The organism is Halarchaeum acidiphilum MH1-52-1, assembly GCF_000474235.1.
Lineage (GTDB): Archaea > Halobacteriota > Halobacteria > Halobacteriales > Halobacteriaceae > Halarchaeum > Halarchaeum acidiphilum.
The window spans coordinates 1-17237 of the sequence record NZ_BATA01000016.1 but is presented as its reverse complement, the minus strand read 5'-3'; the positions used below and the strand labels follow the sequence as shown (position 1 = coordinate 17237).

The following is a 17237-nucleotide window of genomic DNA, read 5'->3' as shown; positions in this document are numbered from 1 at the left end:
TTGCGAACGCGTGCGCCGCGCCACAGCACGGGTCAGGCGAAGATGTCGATGGCCCCCTCGACGCCCTCGATGAGGGTGTCGACCTCGTCGCGGGTGTTGTAGAGGTAGAAGGACGCGCGGATGCTGGCGGGGACGCCGAGGGTGTCGTGGAGGGGTTGCGTGCAGTGGTCGCCGGCGCGGACGGCGACGCCGTAGTCGTTGAGGATGCTGGAGAGGTCGTGAGCGTGGATGCCCTCGACGTTGAACGCGACGAGACCGCCGCGCCGATCCGCGGGCGGGCCGTAGATCTCGACGTCGTCGAGCTTCGAGAGCTCGTCGTAGGCGTACTCGGTGACGTGGTCCTCGTGGGCGTTGATGCGCTCCAAGCCGATCTCGTCGACGTAGTCGGCGGCCTCGGCGAACGCGATGCCCTCGGAGATGCTGGGCGTCCCGGCCTCGAACTTCCACGGGAGGTCGTTCCACGTCGCGTCCTCGTAAGTGACCTTCTTGATCATCTCGCCCCCGTAGAGGTAGGGATCCATCGCTTCGAGGAGGTGCTGCTTGCCGTAGAGCGCGCCGATACCCGTTGGTCCGGCCATCTTGTGCCCGCTGAAGGCGTAGAAGTCAGCGTCGATGGCCTCGACGTCGACGGGGCGGTTCGGGACGGCCTGCGCGCCGTCGACGAAGATCAGCGCGTCCCGCTCGTGAGCCATGTCCGCGAGTTCGCTCACGGGGTTGATCGTCCCGAGGACGTTCGAGGCGTGGACGACGGAGACCATCGCGGTATCGTCGTCGATGAGGTCGCCGGCGGCGTCCATGTCGAGCGTGCCATCGTCCTCGATGGGGATGTATTCCACCGACGCACCCGTCTTCTTCGCGATCTGCTGCCACGTGACGAGCGAGGCGTGATGCTCCATCTCCGTGAGAACGACCGTATCCCCCTCTCCGAGTTCGTTCAGCCCCCACGCGTAGGCGACGAGGTTGAACGACTCCGTGGTGTTCTTCGTGAAGACGATCTCCTCGCGCTCGCCGGACGCGCCGACGAACTCGGCGATGCGGTCGTGCGCCTCCTCGTAGGCGATGGAGGCCTCTTGGCTCAGTTGGTGAATGCCCCGGTGGACGTTCGAGTTGTACTCGTAGTAGTAGTCCGTGATGGACTCGACGACCCGCGTCGGCGTCTGGGTCGTCGCGGCGTTGTCGAAGTAGACGAGCGGCACGCCGTCGGCGACCTCGCGTTCCAGAATCGGGAAGTCAGCGCGCAGCGACTCGACGTCGAGCGGGCTCTGTTCCTGCGTCCCCATATTGTACTCGGCTAGGGAGCGTGGACGTTTGGTAGCTTCGGAAAAGGCGGCACGTTGCCGGCGTCTGGGACGGGCGAAACGGGTGGGTCGCGTCCGCGATCCCCTACATTCGGAGGTACTGGGCGTGCGGGACGCCGCCGAGGTCGACGACGGTCGCCTCGTCGACGTAGCCGGCGTCGACGGCGGTGGTGACGGCGACGTCACCGACGAGGTTCGCGACGCTCGCGCGCCCGAGGCTCTCCGTGAGTTCGTCGGCGGTCGTCTCCGCGTCCGCGTCGCCGTAGAACGACGCTTCGACGGTGACGGAGACGGTGCCGTTGTCGTACGTCTCGCCGACGATCCCCGTATCGGCGGCGGCGACGAGCAGCCCGCGGTCGGTTCGACGCTCGGTGAGACGAACGCTCATTCGCGCTGGCGTTCCTGCTCGACGAGCCGCTCCTCCTGACGTTCGCGGATCTCCTCCGCGTGCTCGACGACGTCCGTCGCCTCCTCCTCGCGCCCGAGTTCGTCGAGCGCGCGGGACTTCTCCTCGTAGACGTCCGCCTGCTTGAAGCCGAGACGGATCGCGTTGTCGAGGGCGTCGAGCGCCTGCTCGTGGCGCCCCTGCTCGTTCTCCATGAAGCCGAGATTGTACCAGCCGTGCGGGAGGCGCTTGTCCTTGCGCACGGCGTCCTCCGCGTGTTGGTAGGCTTCCTCGGTCTTGCCGTACTCCCAGAGGGCATACGCGAGATTCGTCTGCGCTTCGGCGGCGAACGGGCCGTCCTCGTCGACGTGGAGCGCCTCCTGATGGGCGCTCGCCGCGGCGTCCCACTCCTCGAGTTCGGCGTGCGCGACGCCCTGATTCACCCGCGCCTCCTGCTCGTCCGTCTCGTCGTCGGCGAAGCGGGCGGCGCGCTCGAAGGAGTCGACGGCCTCCTCGAAGCGGTTGATGCCCATGTAGCTCAGCCCGACGTCGATGAGCGAGTCGGCGTCCACTCGGTCCGCGGCGATGTTCGCGTCGTCGAGCAGGTCGACGAGCACGCGGTCGTCCACGGGATCGACCTCCGTCGGGTCGACGTCGAGTTCGGGGGGATCGAGGTCGAACCCCTCGTAGGGGTCATCGAACCCCTGCCCCTCGGAGAATCGGTGGTCCGCACTCTCGCGCGGCTCGCGGTCGGTCATGGGCGAGTTTGGTGGCCCGCGGGGTTAAGGCTACGCCGCCCGAATGCGGCCCATGCGGCTCTTCGTCAGCGTCGACCTCCCCGAATCGCTCGCCGACGCGGTCCGCGCGGTACAGACCGGGTTCGCGGGCGCGGACGGTCTCGACTTCGTCGATCCCGCGCGAACGCACGTGACGCTGAAGTTCCTCGGTGACGTGAGCGAGGACGAGTACGACGAGACCGTCGCCGCGCTCGACCGCGCCGTCGACTCTTCACGCGTCGGCCCGTTCGACGCGACGGTCGGCGGACTCGGCGTCTTCCCGAGTCTCGACTACATCAGCGTGCTCTGGGCGGGAATCGGCGAGGGCGCGGTCGAACTCGCGGCGCTCCACGAGGCGGTCGAACGCGAGTCCGTCGCCGCCGGCTTCGATCCCGCGGAGAACGAGTTCACGCCGCACGTCACGCTCGCGCGGATGAAACACGGTGGCGGGAAGGAACTGGTGCAGCGTCTCGTGCGCGAACGCGACCCGGAAGTGGGGACGATGCGCGTCGAGGCGATCCGGCTGACGGAGAGCACGCTCACGAACGAGGGTCCAAAATACGAGACACGAGCGCGATTCGAGCTCGGGCGCTGAGCTACTCCGCTGCGTCCTCGATCTCGCCGAGGTTCCCCTCGCGCCAGTGTTCGAGGGTCTCCTCGAGCGCGGTCGCGCAGGACTCGACGTCCGTCATCGTCAGGCCGTCCGTCGTGAGGAAGACCCCCTCGCGATCGGTGGTGACGCGCAGGAGGTAGCCGTTGGTGAACGCGCGGATGGTGTAGTCGTACTCCCCGAGTTCGCTACCCTCGTAGGCGTCCTGCGTGAGCTGAAAGGACTGCCACTCGGCGCCGATGAACGCGGAGAGGTCGGCGTCGCGCTGGAGATCCGAGCGGAGATAGACCTGCTCGTAGTCGGTGTGGTTGAAGTACGTCACCGAGCGGAGGCTGTCGCCGAGCGCGGTGCGGGCGATGATGCGCAGGCGCTCGCGAGCCTCGTCGGAGAGCAGATCGTGTTCCAGTTCGGCGTCTTCGTTGGCCATACACGGGGTGTCCGCGCACAGGCCCTTAACTGGTCGGGCGACCCCCCGAGAGGCCGGGCGAGAAGAACAACGTTTTAAGTGCGGCGGCTGAACGTTCGTACCACTATGGGCAAGAAGTCCAAGGCGAAGAAGAAGCGGCTGGCGAAGCTGGAGCGCCAGAACAGTCGCGTCCCGGCGTGGGTCATGATGAAGACGGACCGCGACGTGCAGCGAAACCCGAAGCGCCGCCACTGGCGGCGTAGCGACACGGACGAGTAACGATGAGCGCCAGCGACTTCGAGGAGCGCATCGTCACCGTCCCGCTGCGCGATCTGCAGGCCGTAGCGAAGCACGAGCGCGCCGGGAAGGCCGCGACGCTCGTCCGCGAGCACCTCGCGAAGCACTTCGCCGCCGACGAGGACGAAGTCCGCCTCGATCCCTCCATCAACGAGGCCATCTGGTCGCGCTCGAACAAGAACCCGCCGCGAAAGCTCCGCGTGCGCGCCGCTCGCTTCGAGGAGGAGGGCGAGACGGTCGTCGAGGCCGAGCACGCCGACGAGTAACCCCGCCTTGCTTCGCGCTTCGTTCTCCGGATCGCCGTACGTGGGCGTGTTCGCTCGTGCGACCGACGACTGCGTGCTCGTCCGTCCAGACCTCGGCGACGAGCTCGTCGACTCGGTCGCGGACGAGTTGGCGGTGCCCGCGGTCCGCACGACGATCGGCGGATCGAGCACCGTCGGCTCGCTCGCCGCCGGCAACGGGTCGGGACTCCTCGTCAGCGGCCGCGTCCGCGACCGGGAGCGCGAGCGCATCGCCGAGGAGACCGGCCTGCGCGTCGGATCGCTCCCGGGACGCGTCAACGCCGCCGGCAACGTCGTCCTCGCGAACGACACGGGCGCCTACGTCCACCCGGACCTCGACCGCGAGGCCGTGCAGGTCGTAAAGGACACCCTCGACGTCCCCGTGACGCGTGGACGCATCGCGGACGTCGAGACCGTCGGAACGGCCGCCGTCGCGACGAACGACGGCGTCCTCTGTCACCCGAAGACGACCGACGACGAGCTAGACGCGCTCGAGGACGTTCTCGGCGTCCCCGCCGACATCGGCACGATCAACTACGGCGCCCCGCTCGTCGGCTCCGGTCTCGTCGCCAACGCGCACGGCTACGTGGTCGGTGAGGACACGACCGGTCCCGAACTCGGTCGCATCGAGGACGCCCTCGGCTACATCTAGACTTCTCTCCGCCTTTCGTTCTCGCGGGCCTGCGCCGCCGCTTTCTCCGGGGATCCGAAGATACTTCCCGCTCGCGGCCCCGGTTTCACGCATGAGTCTCGGAGGCGGCGGCGGCGGCGGTCGACAGCAGCTACAGGAACTCTCCCAGCAGATTCAGGCTCTCGAGGAGGAACAGGCGGAACTCGAGGCCGAGGTCGAGGATCTGCAGGCGGAGAAGCGAGAGATCGACGAGGCAATCGAGGCGCTCGGCACCATCGAGACCGGCTCGATGGTGCAGGTGCCGGTCGGCGGCGGCGCGTACGTCCGCGCGGAAGTCGAGGACATCGACGAGGTCATCGTCGATCTCGGCGCGGACTACGCGGCCGAGCGCACCGAGGAGGGCGCCGTCGAGAGTCTGGAGACGAAGAAGGGGACGGTCGACGAGCGCATCGACGAGGTGCGCGAGGAGATCACCGAAGTCGAGGAGGAGAGCGCGCAGCTCGAACAGCAGGCCCAGCAGGCCCAACAACAGATGATGCAACAGCAGATGCAGCAGTCCCAACAGCAGGGCGACGGCGACGAGTAACCCCGCATGTTCGACGGGCTGAAGGAGAAGCTCGGTCGGTTCCGCAAGGACGCCGAGGAAGTCGCAGAGGAGAACGCGGAAGAGGTCGAAGCGGAAGACGCGGAGTCCGAAGCCGAGGCCGCGGAACCGAGCGAAGAGACGGCGGACGTCGAGTCGGCGCCGGCCGACGCGGCCACCGAACCCGAGTCGTCGACGGAGGGCGAATCGTCGGAAGAAGCCGAGCCGTCGGAAGCGCCCGAAACCGGAGCATCGGTGGCGAGCGAACCGGCGGGCGAACCGCCGTCGCCGCCCGAAGGCGCTGAGACCGAAGCGCCGACGAGCGAAGCCGAATTGGGCGCCGAATCCGCCGATGCGACGGCCGCGGCGACGGAGTCGGAGCCGACGGATATCGAAACGTCGAGCGTCGCGACCGGATCGGAAACCGAGACCGGAACAGAGACGGACACCGCGCCAACATCTGAGGCCGCCGTCGACGCCGAATCCGACGCCGAAGCCGACGCCGACGAGGGTGAGGCGGAGGGCGAGCGCTCGTCCCGGTTCGGTCTCGCGAAGAAGGCGAAGTCCGCGGTCCGCGGGCGGGTCGTCATCGAGGAGGAGGACCTAGAGGACCCGCTCTGGGAGCTCGAAATGGCGCTCTTGGAGAGCGACGTGGAGATGAGCGTCGCGGAGGCCATCCTCGATCAGATCCGCGAGGAGCTCGTCGGGCAGGAGCGGAAGTTCACGGAGTCGACGGGCGACCTCGTCGACGAGGCGCTACGTGACGCACTGCTCTCCGTCATCGGCGTCGGCCAGTTCGACTTCGACGAGCGCGTCGCCGAGGCGGAGAAGCCCGTCGTCATCGTCTTCACCGGCATCAACGGCGTCGGGAAGACGACGAGTATCGCGAAGCTCTCGAAATACCTCGAAGACCGGGGGCTCTCGTCCGTGATCGCGAACGGCGACACGTACCGCGCGGGCGCGAACGAGCAGGTGCGCGAGCACGCGGAGAACCTCGACACGAAGCTCATCGCGCACGAGCAGGGCGGCGACCCGGCGGCCGTCATCTACGACGCCGTCGAGTACGCGGAGGCGAACGATATCGACGTCGTCCTCGGCGACACCGCGGGCCGGCTCCACACCTCCTCCGATCTGATGGAGCAGCTCGCGAAGATCGATCGCGTCGTCGATCCCGACATGACGCTCTTCGTCGACGAGGCCGTCGCCGGACAGGACGCGGTCAACCGCGCGCGGGAGTTCGACGACGCCGCGGAGATCGACGGCGCGATCCTGACGAAGGCGGACGCCGACTCGCAGGGCGGCGCCGCCATCTCCGTCGCGTACGTCACCGGGAAACCGATCCTCTTCCTCGGGACCGGGCAGGGGTACGACGACCTGACGCGCTTCGATCCCGAAGCGCTCGTCGCGGACCTCCTCGGAATGGAGGAATAGCGCGGAGCCGGCAGGCTCCGCGACGTACCGAGCGGGGAGCGATGAGCGGGGCGCAGCGTGAAACGCCGCGAATGCGAACCGGCGGACCCGTGAGTGAGAGCGAGTCAGACCGTCTCCTCGGGCGCGCCGGCCGCGACGAGAACGAGCCGGCGTCGCCCCCGGCGGTCGTACGCGCGGACGTCTTCTGCGGTCCACGGCGGTACGGCGACGAGCAGCCGCGCCGCCAGATCGTCCGTCAGCGACGGGTCGGGATCGCCGCGCGGATGCGAGAGGAAGCGCCCGCGGGTCCGCCCGGACGGCGTCGCGAGATCGACGCCGAAGACAGCGGAGAGGGCGCCGCCGGCGTCCGGAAGGTAGAATTCGGCGAAGACCGCGGCGTCGTCGGGGACGCCCGTGAGGGGCGCTCCCGTCCCGTCGTCGGCGTCGAGGTCGGCGGCGGGGCGCGTCGCGAGCGCGACGGAGAGCGTCTCGGGGTCGGCGTCCGCGGCGAGGTCGCAGAGCGCCTCAACGAGCGCGCGCGTCGCGTACACCGGTTCCGCGTCCGCGGTACCGTCTGCGTCCGCCACGTCACACGGGATCGTCGGGATCGTTCGACTCGCGGACGCGCGCGACCTCGGTCCGGTAGCGTTCGACGCGGTCGTCGTCCTCGACGGCGACGAGTTTGGCGGGATCGACCTCGCGGGCGGCGGTCGGATCCGGGGCGTTCAGCGACTGCTGTTTCTCGAAGCGCTCCTCGCCGTCCGGGGTCGCGTAGCGGATGGTGAGCATCCCCTTGTCGGTGTACTCGCGGCCCACGAACCAGACGCGGGCGGTGTCGTCGTCGCTCATACGTCGCCCGTAGGCCCGCGGGCGTTTGGCTCTGTGGGTAGCGCGAGCGCGACGTTCAAACGGCCGCGGGCGCTAGGTCCGGCGATGGATACGGACGCGGTGCGCGAGGCCGCAGGCTCCCTCCCCACGGATCCCGGCGTCTACCAGTTCCAGCGCGACGACGGGACGACGCTCTACGTCGGGAAGGCCGTCGACCTGCGCGCGCGGGTGCGCTCGTACACCGATCCCCGCTCGGCCCGCATCGCGCGGATGGTCGAGCGCGCCGACGGACTCGACTTCGCGGTGACGGACACCGAGACGCAGGCGCTTCTCTTGGAGGCGAACCTCATCAAGCGCCACCAGCCGAAGTACAACGTCCGGCTGAAGGACGACAAGTCCTATCCGATGGTGCAGCTGACCGCTCACGCCTTCCCACGGATCGAGGTGACGCGCGATCCCGAGGAGAGTGGCGAGGCGCGACGCACCTCGGAACGGGCGAACGGCGAAGCCGTGAGCGTGCCGGCGGTCTACGGCCCGTACACCGACCACGAGTGCGTCGAGACGGTCGTGAAGGCGATCCGCGAGACGTACGGACTGCGCGGGTGTTCCGATCACAAGTTCGAGGGCCGCGAACGCCCCTGTCTCGATCACGACATCGGGCTTTGCTCCGCGCCGTGCACGGGCGAGATCGACAGCGAATCGTACGCGGAGAACGTGGTAGCGGCGAAGCGCTTCTTCGAGGGCGAGACGGGCGCGCTCGCCGATCCCATCGAGCGCGAGATGGAGCGCGCCGCGCAAGCGCAGGAGTTCGAGCGGGCCGCGAACCTCCGCGACCGCCTCGAAGCCGTGCGGGCGTTCCACGGCGGCGGTGGGGAAGCCGTCGCTGCACAGAGCGACGAGCGCCACGTCGACGTGCTGGGAGTGGCGATCGAGGGCGACACCGCCACCGTCTCGCGCCTCCACAGCGAGGGCGGCCAGCTCGTCGATCGCGACCAGCACGCGCTCACCGCCCCCGAGGGCGAGGAGCGCGTCGCGGACGTGCTCGCGGCGTTCGTCCCGCAGTATTACGCCGAGCGCGCGCTCCCGGACGCCCTGCTCCTCCCGGAGGATCCCGGCGATGACGACCTGCGCGAATGGCTCGGCGCGGAGGGCGTCGCCGTCCGCGTACCCGGCGCGGGCCGGGAGGCGAAGCTCGTCGACCTCGCGCTGAAGAACGCCCACCGTCGCGCGGGCGGGGGCGACGAACTCGGGGCGCTCCGCGACGCGCTCGGACTCGATCGGCGACCGACGCGCATCGAGGGGGTCGACGTCAGTCACGCACAGGGCACGGCTGTCGTCGGCAGCGACGTGACGTTCGTCGACGGGAGCGCCGAGAAGTCCGACTACCGACGGAAGAAACTCGAGGACGAGAACGACGACTACGCGAACATGTATCGGCTGGTCTCGTGGCGCGCGGAGCGGGCCGTCTCGGGCCGCGACGACCGCCCCGATCCCGACCTCCTGCTCGTCGACGGCGGGCGGGGGCAACTGGACGCCGCGCTAGCCGCCATCGACGAGGTGGAGTGGGACATACCGGCGGTGGCGCTCGCCAAGCGCGAGGAAGTCGTCGTCACGCCCGAGGGAACGCACGACTGGGCGTCGGACGCCCCACAACTGCACGTCCTCCAGCGCGTCCGCGACGAAGCCCACCGCTTCGCCGTCCAGTACCACCAGAGCCTGCGCGACAGCGTCGAGACCGCGCTCGACGACGTGGAAGGGGTCGGTCCCGAGACGCGCACCCGCCTCCTCCGGCGCTTCGGGAGCATCGACGGGATCCGCGCGGCGAGTGTCGCCGAACTCCGCGACGTCGAAGGTATCGGTCCCGCGATCGCCGAACGGCTCGACCGGCGCCTCTGAGCAGCGAAGGGGCGAGACGGGACAACGGCTAAGGTCGCCGGGCGGGATGAGTCGCATATGTCCGGGGACGACGATTCGATGCGGCGCGACGATTCGATGCGGCGGTTCTTCCGCACGCTCGGTCGCGCGAGCGCGCGGATCCGGCCGTGGCACGCCCTCGTCGCGAGCGTCGTCGCCCTCACCGCTGCGTTCGCGCCCGCGTACGGGTGGACGTACCTCCTCGGCGTCCTCGTCGTCGCCGCCGTTCTCGTCGTCGCCGTCGAGAGCGTCGAGATCGTACAAGCCTACGAGCGGCGGCCGTACACGGTCCTCGGGGCGTACAAGGGGATCCTCGGTCCGGGGATCAACGTCGTCCCCCCGTTCGTCACTGAGACGCACGCTTTCGATACGCGCACGCAGACCGCCGAAGTGCCGACGCAGGAGGCGATCACGCGCGACAACTCGCCGGTACGCGCGAGCGCCGTCGTCTACCTCAGCGTCGTCGACGCCGAGAGGGCCTTCCTCGAAATCGACGGCTATCGCGACGCCGTCGCGTACCTCGCGCAGACATCGCTGCGCGCCGTCATCGGCGACATGGAACTCGATGATACGCTCAGCGAACGTGGGACGATGAATGACCGAATCCACGACGAACTCGACGAGACGGTCGCCGCGTGGGGCGTCGATGTCGAAGGCGTCGAGGTGAAGTCCGTCATGCCGAGCGACGGCGTCGTGCACGCGATGGAGCGCCAGAGCGCCGCGGAGCGTCACCGGCGCGCGGCCATCCTCGAAGCGAAGGGGACGCGAGGAGCGTCGATCGAGCGCGCCCTCGGCGAGCGGCGGGCCGCGGTGCTCCGCGCCGAGGGACGCAAGCGTGCGACCATCCTCGAAGCGCAGGGCGACGCCGCCGCGACCGTCCTCCGCGCACGCGCCGCCGAGTCGATGGGCGAACGGGCCGTCATCGATCGGGGGTTCGACGCGCTCGAACGCGTCGGGCGCGGCGCGGCGACGACGTACGTCGTTCCGCAGGAACTCACGTCGCTCGTCGGGCGCTACGGCCACCACCTCGGTGGCGGAGTCAGCGGGGACGAGAGCGGACTCGATCCGAACGACATCGACCTCGTCGAACTCGATCTCGCGAACGTGATCGAGACGCCCGTGGACGCCGACGCGGTCGAGATCGAGGTCGAGTGACTACCAGTCCGCGTCCGCCTCCGGCGCGATGCCGTCGGCGTCGCCCGCGTCGAGATCATGTTCCTCACGGAGGTCGGTGATCCGATCGCGGATGTCCGCCGCGAGTTCGAACTCGAGATTCGACGCCGCCTCCTCCATGCGCGCTTCGAGTTCGGTAACCCGCTCGGCCGCGGCCTCGGCGTCCGCGGGCGTCTCCCCGCCCGTCGCGTTCCCGGTGTCGGTCTTCGCGCCCGGGAGATTAGCGTCCGAGACCTCCTTCTCGATGGTCGTGGGTTCGACGCCGTGCTCCTCGTTGAACGCCCGCTGGATCTCGCGGCGGCGCGCGGTCTCATCGATGGCCGCCTGCATCGCGTCGGTCGTCTCGTCCGCATAGAGCACCGCCGTCCCGTTCACGTTGCGCGCCGCACGCCCCATCGTCTGGATAAGGCTCGTCCGCGAGCGCAAGAACCCCTGCTGGTCGGCGTCGAGTACGGCGACCAAGGAGACCTCGGGAATGTCGAGTCCCTCGCGGAGGAGGTTGATGCCGACGAGGACGTCGAACTCGCCCAGTCGGAGACCGCGAACGAGTTCGTGGCGCTCTAAGGTGTCCGTCTCGTCGTGCATGTACTCGACGGCGACGCCCGCCTCCTCGAGGTATTCGGTGAGATCCTCGGCCATCCGCTTCGTCAGCGTCGTCACGAGCGTCCGCTCGTCGCGTTCGGCCCGCGCTTGGATGCGCGCGAGCAAGTCGTCGATCTGGCCGTCAGCAGGCGACACCTCGACCGCGGGATCGACGAGGTGCGTCGGCCGGACGACCTGCTCGACCACCTGCCCGGAGTGCTCGCGCTCGTAGTCGCCCGGCGTCGCCGAGACGTACAGCGTTCGATCCGCTTTCTCCCCGAACTCCTCGAAGGAGAGCGGACGGTTCGCGTACGCGGTCGGAAGCCGGAAACCGTTGTCCACGAGACTCTCCTTGCGCGCCTTGTCGCCCGCGAGTTGGCCCTTGATCTGCGGGACGGTGCGGTGGGACTCATCGATGACGGTGAGGAAGTCGTCCGGAAAGTAATCGAGGAGGGTGTAGGGTGCATCGCCCATCTCGCGACCCGAGAAGTAGAGCGTGTAGTTCTCGATCCCGGAGCAGTAGCCGGCCTCCTGAAGCATCTCCAAGTCGAACGTCGTGCGCTCCTCGATGCGCTGGGCGGCGAGCAGGTCGCCCTCGCGCTCGAAGTGAGCGATGCGCTCCTCCATGTCCGCCTCGATCTGCGCCATCGCATTCTCCAAACGCTCCTCCGGGATCGAGTAGTGCTCCGCCGGATGGAAGAGAACGGCGGGTTCCTCCGAGACCACCTCGCCCTCCAGCGGATCGAGCTTGGTCAGCCGATCGACCTCGTCACCCCAGAACTCCACGCGGACGGCGTAGCGCCCGTACATCGGGTACACCTCCACGGTGTCGCCGCGCACCCGGAACGTCCCCTGCGTGAAGTCCACGTCGTTGCGCTCGTAGTTCAGATCGACGAGGCGCGAGAGGAGTTCGTCGCGCTCCAACGTCTCGCCGCGCTCGACCGAGAGCGACATGTCCACGTAGTTCGACGGATCCCCCAGCCCGTAGATGGCCGACACCGAGGCGACGACAATGACGTCGTCGCGGGTCAGGAGCGAGCGCGTCGCCGAGTGGCGCAAACGGTCGATCTCCTCGTTCACCGAGGCGTCCTTGTCGATGTACGTGTCCGTCTGCTCGACGTACGCCTCCGGCTGGTAGTAGTCGTAGTAGGAGACGAAGTACTCGACGGCGTTCTCGGGAAAGAGGTTCTTCAACTCCTCGTAGAGCTGCGCCGCGAGCGTCTTGTTGTGCGCGATGACGAGCGTCGGCTCCTGAACTTCCTCGATCGCCCACGAGACCGTGTTCGTCTTCCCCGAGCCCGTCACACCGAGGAGCGTCTGGGCGTCCATTCCCGCCTCGAAGCCGGACGCGAGCGCCTCGATAGCGTCCGGTTGGTCCCCCGCCGGGTCGAACGGCGCGTCGACGCGGAACTCCCGTTCGGCGTCCGGGCGATCCGGTTGCAGCGGGCCGGCGTCACTCATTGCCCGTGTTTGGCGACGTAGCTACGTAAGTTGCGTGCCGGCCGCACGACGAAACGCTTAGGTGTCCGTTCGGCGACGAATCGAGTATGGGACTCGATGCACTCCGAGACGCCAGCGAAACGCTCGATGCCGCCGCCGCGAACTGTGAGAATGACGAGCTATCCGGGCGACTGCGCGAGCAGGCCGACGCCCTCGCGGGACTCGCCGATCGCGATCGTGGTCCCGACCACGGTCGCCTCGCCCGCCACACGCACGCCCTCCACGACATCGCCGCAGACGCGGACGACGACGACGACGTCGTCCCGAACGCCGTCGAGGACGCCCTCGCGTCCGTCAGGTCCTATCGAGAAACCGTCAGCGGAGTCTGATCCGGGCACAGCGAGGAGATCAGACGCGAGCAGAAGTATAGGTGATCAGAAGAGTACATGGATGGCGGGGTGTGCGTTCGTCGGTGTCAAACACCGGAAGCGACTGCCATCCCTCATGGCGGCCGGCGGCGATTTCGGCGGGTTATCGAGCGGTTCGACGACACCCCGACTGCCGTCGATGTCACGACCGACGCGATCGACGGCCACAGGTATGGATCAAGAACGAAGGAGAGCCAAGGGCCGGATTTGAACCGGCGGTGGGCGGCTCTGCAGGCCGCTGCGTTAGGCCGGACTCTGCCACCTTGGCACGAATTGGGATAACGGACTAGCGCGCTTAAACGTAGCGGTACGCGCCGAAGACTCGAACGCGAGAGCCGTCGCTCCTCGAGTCTGAAAGCGCGCGTGGGACCGAATCCGATCCCGGCTATGAATGGCGAGGCGGCGAATCAGTGTTCCCAGAGGCTCGCGCACTCCAGTACTACCTCATACGCAGGTGAGCTTAACTTCCGTGTTCGGGATGGGTACGGGTGTATCCTCACCGCTCTGGCCGCCTCAACGCCGATCTACGGAATCGAACCGTAGCTAACACCAGTTATCGGTCTCGAGATACCATGTATACGTGTAATCCAGATTACGCCCGGACTCGCCCGCCGCGGGCAGTGCCCGAGTCTATGAATGTGTGGCTTCGATCGTTAGTGCTCGCGGACTCAACGCCTCGTTGCCTCGGCGCGTACATCCCGAGTCTATCCACCTCGTCTTCTACGAGTGATCTCACCGGTGCTTCTTTTCCAAGTGGGTTTCGAGCTTAGATGCGTTCAGCTCTTACCCCGTGTCACGTAGCTGCCCGGCACGCGCTCTCTCGAACGACCGGTACACCAGTGGTGACCGTTCGTAGTTCCTCTCGTACTATACGAACGTTCTCGTCAAGCACCAATACACCCCCAATAGATAGCAGCCGACCTGTCTCACGACGGTCTAAACCCAGCTCACGACCTCCTTTAATAGGCGAACAACCTCACCCTTGCCCGCTTCTGCACGGGCAGGATGGAGGGAACCGACATCGAGGTAGCAAGCCACTCGGTCGATATGTGCTCTTGCGAGTGACGACTCTGTTATCCCTAAGGTAGCTTTTCTGTCATCTATGGCCCGCATCAAGCAGGCTCATAGGTTCGCTAGACCACGCTTTCGCGTCAGCATCCCTCGTTGTGAAGAATACTGTCAGCCCATCTTATGCTCTTGCACTCTTCTCCGCGTCTCCGACACGGATGAGATGGACGTAGGGCGCGCTCGATATCTTTTCGAGCGCGTACCGCCCCAGTCAAACTGCCCGGCTACCGGTGTCCTCCTCCCGGAGTTAGGGTCACAGTCACTGACGGGTAGTATTTCACTGATGACTCGGTGGCCCGCTAGCGCGGGTACCTGTGTAATGCCTCCTACCTATTCTGCACATCAGCGACCGTGTCCCAGCGACAGCCTGCAGTAAAGCTCTATAGGGTCTTCGCTTCCCCTTGGGGGTCTCCAGACTCCGCACTGGAACGTACAGTTCACCGGGCCCAACGTCGGGACAGTGAAGCTCTCGTTGATCCATTCATGCAAGCCGCTACTGAAGCGGCAAGGTACTACGCTACCTTAAGAGGGTCATAGTTACCCCCGCCGTTAACGGGTCCTTCGTCCTCTTGTACGAGGTGTTCAGATACCCGCACTGGGCAGGATTCAGTGACCGTACGAGTCCTTGCGGATTTGCGGTCACCTATGTTGTTACTAGACAGTCGGAGCTTCCATGTCACTGCGACCTGCCTCATCCCGAGGCAGGCATCCCTTATCGCGAACTTACGGGACCAATTTGCCGAATTCCCTGACGTCGGTTGTTCCCGACAGACCTTGGCTTTCTAAGCCAGAGCACCTGTGTCGGATCTCGGTACGGATGTCGTGCTCGTCTTTTCACGGGCCCCAGGTTGAATCGAGTTTCCCTCTCTCGCCATTCGTCCGCTTCCTGCCATTACGGCTTCCACGGATTTCGACGATTCGACCGGACGATCGTCCGGCTCGATATACCCCGAGGCGTCGACTTTCACTGCACAACAGTACTGGAATATTAACCAGTTTCCCATTTGTCCCATTCGAATTACGGTGGGACTTAGGACCGACTAACCCTCGGCTGAACAGCAGTGCCGAGGAACCCTTGCTCTTGCGGTCGTCGGGGTTCACACCCGACTAACGCTGCTACTATGACCAGGATTTTCGTTTCCATCCGGTCCACACGAACTCTCGCCCATGCTTCCACCCGAACGGAACGCCGACCTACTGGATCACCCGCTTAAGGGTGCCGTAAGGTCTCGGTGACGAACTTGAGCCCCGATCATTTTGGGCGCCTCGAACCTCGGCCGGTAAGCTGTTACGCTTTTCTTGGAGGATAGCTGCTTCTAAGCTCACCTCCCGGCTGTTTAGGGCTCGAGACCACCTTCAATCGCACTTAGCTCGTACTTTGGGACCTTAACCTTACTCTGGGTTGTCTCCCTTACGGTGCACAGGCTTACCCCGCACACCGGATTCCTCGCGTCCACGGCGTCCGTAAGTTCGGAGTTCGACAGGGGGGCCGACTCCTCTCGGAGGCGGACTCCCCAATCGGTTGCTCTACCTCACGAACTACCTCGGCGAAGGTCATGCTTCGACATGTTTCGGTCGGAACCAGCTGTTGCCGAGTTCGATGGGCCTTTCACCCCTACACGTAGGTCACGGGAGGGTATTGTAAGACACCACCCCTAACAGGCCTCCACATGGCTTTCGCCATGCTTCACCTTGCCCACGCGTAGATCACTCGGTTTCGGGTCGTGTTCGTCTGACTCCCCGCCCTTGAAGACGGCGGTCCTCGCAATGCTGCGACCATGTCGGTTTCCCTATGCCTTCCCCGATACTCGGGTTAGACTCGCCAAACAAACACACTCCCTGGTTCGTTTTTCAAAACGTACGACCGGACATCGGCTCCCTCTGACTCCTACTACGCGCTTGCACGCGCCTCGTTCTCCAGAGGGCCTTTCATGCCCAGTCGCTCCATCGCCACCTGATTTCAGGCTCTATTTCAGCTCCCTTCTCGGGATGCTTTTCAGCGTTCGCTCACGCTACTTGTTCACTATCGGTCTCGAGGAGTACTTAGTCTTAGCAGTCGATGCCTGCTACATTCACGAGGAATTTCCGGTCCCCGCTACTCTGGAACTGACGCACGAACTACTTGATCGCTATACGGGGCTGTCACCCTGTATCGCGCTCCGTTTCAGGAGACTTCCCACGATCGTTCATTCGATGAAAGTCAGCCCATACACCACATCGCCCAGAAGGCTTCAGTTTGGACTGAGCCGCCTTCACTCGCGGTTACTAACGGCGTCTCATTCGATTTCTCTTCCTGACCGTACTAAGATGTTTCAATTCCGGTCGTTCCCCATTGCGCACAGCAATTGTTAGAGGGATTCCCATTCGGACATCCTGAGTTCTACGCCTCCGTGCGGCTCCCTCAGGCTTATCGCAGCTTGGCACGTCCGTCGTCGGCACTCGAGCCGAGCCATCCACCAGGCGGCACAGTAGCCACGTTGTCAATCGTTGTGACGTTCAATCAGACTCGACTCTGCCACGACGGCAGACGAGTCCAGTGAGCGCCTGGATTACACGTACACACGGTCGTCATCGCACGTCCCGCAGGTGACGCGGGAGCGTACATCGACCCTTCCCAGTCGCGCTCTCGCGGACTGGTGCATGAATCGAACTCAACTCTTCGTTTTGCCCGCCTACACTTAAGAGGCACGATCCGGAGTAGTGAGGTTGTAGATCTGATAGAATTGACTCCGCTGTGTACGCAATCATCCATGAGACAGATCACGAAGACGCGCATTGAGAACTGTGCGGCGTTGACGAGACGCTTCGCGTCTCGTTCGCGCACGAGAGCAAAGCTCTCGTGAACGCTGTATCCCCCCTACTCACTCGCTCCGCTCGCTCGTTGAGGAAGGGGGCTTAGCGCCTCAATTCAGGTAATCGATGGCCGATACCCGTTCACGATTCGCTCGGAACCGAATTGTAGCATTCAGTACAGATATCGTCCTGCCACGGAACGGTCACGCGGATCGTTCGCTCGGCGTCACAGCGCGGACAGTAGCCGCTTCGCGTCGATTCCCCGTTCCCCTCGGCCATGAGTTATACTCATATTACTACCACAAAGATCTATTCTAGCGAATTGGGGGGG

General features: G+C 65.8%; 16 protein-coding genes, 1 tRNA gene and 2 rRNA genes. 9 read left to right on the top strand and 10 right to left on the bottom strand.

Features of this window, described 5'->3' with window-relative positions:
• Positions 1-32: 32 nt before the first annotated feature.
• From AOZ13_RS04505 to AOZ13_RS04495, 3 genes are all read right to left on the bottom strand, one after another.
• Positions 33-1280 (bottom strand): aminotransferase class V-fold PLP-dependent enzyme, encoded by a 1248-nt coding sequence (locus AOZ13_RS04505; RefSeq protein ID WP_020221377.1) that lies wholly within the window; start codon positions 1278-1280, stop codon positions 33-35.
• A 103-nt stretch (positions 1281-1383) separates the two neighbouring features.
• The gene (locus AOZ13_RS04500; RefSeq protein WP_020221376.1) at positions 1384-1686 is read right to left on the bottom strand and encodes a DUF424 domain-containing protein; all 303 of its coding nucleotides are present in this window, start codon (positions 1684-1686) and stop codon (positions 1384-1386) included.
• Positions 1683-2441 (bottom strand): tetratricopeptide repeat protein, encoded by a 759-nt coding sequence (locus tag AOZ13_RS04495; RefSeq protein ID WP_020221375.1) that lies wholly within the window; start codon positions 2439-2441, stop codon positions 1683-1685. The genes AOZ13_RS04500 and AOZ13_RS04495 overlap by 4 nt, the downstream gene beginning before the upstream one ends.
• Before the next feature lie 52 nt (positions 2442-2493).
• Between AOZ13_RS04495 and thpR the strand changes: the two genes are divergently transcribed.
• Positions 2494-3054 (top strand): RNA 2',3'-cyclic phosphodiesterase, encoded by a 561-nt coding sequence (gene thpR, locus AOZ13_RS04490; RefSeq protein ID WP_020221374.1) that lies wholly within the window; start codon positions 2494-2496, stop codon positions 3052-3054.
• A 1-nt stretch (position 3055) separates the two neighbouring features.
• Here the strand turns inward: thpR and AOZ13_RS04485 are convergent, their stop codons facing one another.
• On the bottom strand, positions 3056-3496 hold the full coding sequence (locus AOZ13_RS04485) for a DUF7522 family protein (protein WP_020221373.1): 441 nt from the start codon (positions 3494-3496) through the stop codon (positions 3056-3058).
• Between the two features lie 105 nt (positions 3497-3601).
• Here AOZ13_RS04485 and AOZ13_RS04480 point away from each other — a divergent pair, with 105 nt between their 5' ends.
• From AOZ13_RS04480 to ftsY, 5 genes are all read left to right on the top strand, one after another.
• A complete protein-coding gene (locus AOZ13_RS04480) occupies positions 3602-3754 on the top strand; it encodes a 50S ribosomal protein L39e (RefSeq protein WP_020221372.1) in 153 nt (50 codons plus the stop codon).
• A 2-nt stretch (positions 3755-3756) separates the two neighbouring features.
• Positions 3757-4038 (top strand): 50S ribosomal protein L31e, encoded by a 282-nt coding sequence (locus AOZ13_RS04475; RefSeq protein WP_020221371.1) that lies wholly within the window; start codon positions 3757-3759, stop codon positions 4036-4038.
• Positions 4039-4045: 7 nt separating this feature from the next.
• Positions 4046-4708, top strand: coding sequence for a translation initiation factor IF-6 (locus AOZ13_RS04470; protein WP_021779933.1), 663 nt, complete (start codon positions 4046-4048; stop codon positions 4706-4708).
• A 91-nt stretch (positions 4709-4799) separates the two neighbouring features.
• Entirely contained in the window at positions 4800-5273 is a 474-nt protein-coding gene (pfdA, locus tag AOZ13_RS04465; protein WP_020221369.1) for a prefoldin subunit alpha, read from the top strand.
• Positions 5274-5279: 6 nt separating this feature from the next.
• Complete coding sequence (ftsY, locus tag AOZ13_RS04460) at positions 5280-6701, top strand: signal recognition particle-docking protein FtsY (protein ID WP_020221368.1); 1422 nt, start codon at positions 5280-5282, stop codon at positions 6699-6701.
• A 104-nt stretch (positions 6702-6805) separates the two neighbouring features.
• On the opposite strand, the gene AOZ13_RS04455 is transcribed toward ftsY, so the two are convergent.
• Together AOZ13_RS04455 and AOZ13_RS04450 are read right to left on the bottom strand one after the other, a co-directional pair.
• Positions 6806-7267: an MPN domain-containing protein gene (locus tag AOZ13_RS04455; protein WP_021779932.1), complete on the bottom strand. Its 462-nt coding sequence runs from the start codon at positions 7265-7267 to the stop codon at positions 6806-6808.
• A gap of 1 nt (position 7268) precedes the next feature.
• Positions 7269-7529: a hypothetical protein gene (locus tag AOZ13_RS04450; protein WP_020222594.1), complete on the bottom strand. Its 261-nt coding sequence runs from the start codon at positions 7527-7529 to the stop codon at positions 7269-7271.
• Between the two features lie 84 nt (positions 7530-7613).
• On the opposite strand from AOZ13_RS04450, the gene AOZ13_RS04445 reads away from it, so the two are divergent.
• A complete protein-coding gene (locus AOZ13_RS04445) occupies positions 7614-9404 on the top strand; it encodes an excinuclease ABC subunit C (protein WP_020222595.1) in 1791 nt (596 codons plus the stop codon).
• A 57-nt stretch (positions 9405-9461) separates the two neighbouring features.
• A complete protein-coding gene (locus tag AOZ13_RS04440) occupies positions 9462-10577 on the top strand; it encodes an SPFH domain-containing protein (RefSeq protein ID WP_148294559.1) in 1116 nt (371 codons plus the stop codon).
• Here AOZ13_RS04440 and uvrB read toward each other — a convergent pair whose 3' ends face one another.
• Positions 10578-12638 (bottom strand): excinuclease ABC subunit UvrB, encoded by a 2061-nt coding sequence (gene uvrB / locus AOZ13_RS04435; protein ID WP_021779929.1) that lies wholly within the window; start codon positions 12636-12638, stop codon positions 10578-10580.
• 86 nt (positions 12639-12724) lie between these two features.
• On the opposite strand from uvrB, the gene AOZ13_RS04430 reads away from it, so the two are divergent.
• Positions 12725-13006, top strand: coding sequence for a DUF7553 family protein (locus AOZ13_RS04430; protein WP_020222730.1), 282 nt, complete (start codon positions 12725-12727; stop codon positions 13004-13006).
• A gap of 231 nt (positions 13007-13237) precedes the next feature.
• Here the strand turns inward: AOZ13_RS04430 and AOZ13_RS04425 are convergent.
• The 3 genes from AOZ13_RS04425 to AOZ13_RS04415 all read right to left on the bottom strand — a co-directional run bounded on the left by AOZ13_RS04425 (position 13238) and on the right by AOZ13_RS04415 (position 16594).
• Positions 13238-13313: transfer RNA gene (locus AOZ13_RS04425), tRNA-Cys, on the bottom strand.
• Positions 13314-13439: 126 nt separating this feature from the next.
• A 5S ribosomal RNA gene (rrf, locus tag AOZ13_RS04420) occupies positions 13440-13561 on the bottom strand.
• Positions 13562-13680: 119 nt separating this feature from the next.
• Positions 13681-16594: ribosomal RNA gene (locus AOZ13_RS04415) — 23S ribosomal RNA — on the bottom strand.
• Positions 16595-17237: the final 643 nt, after the last annotated feature.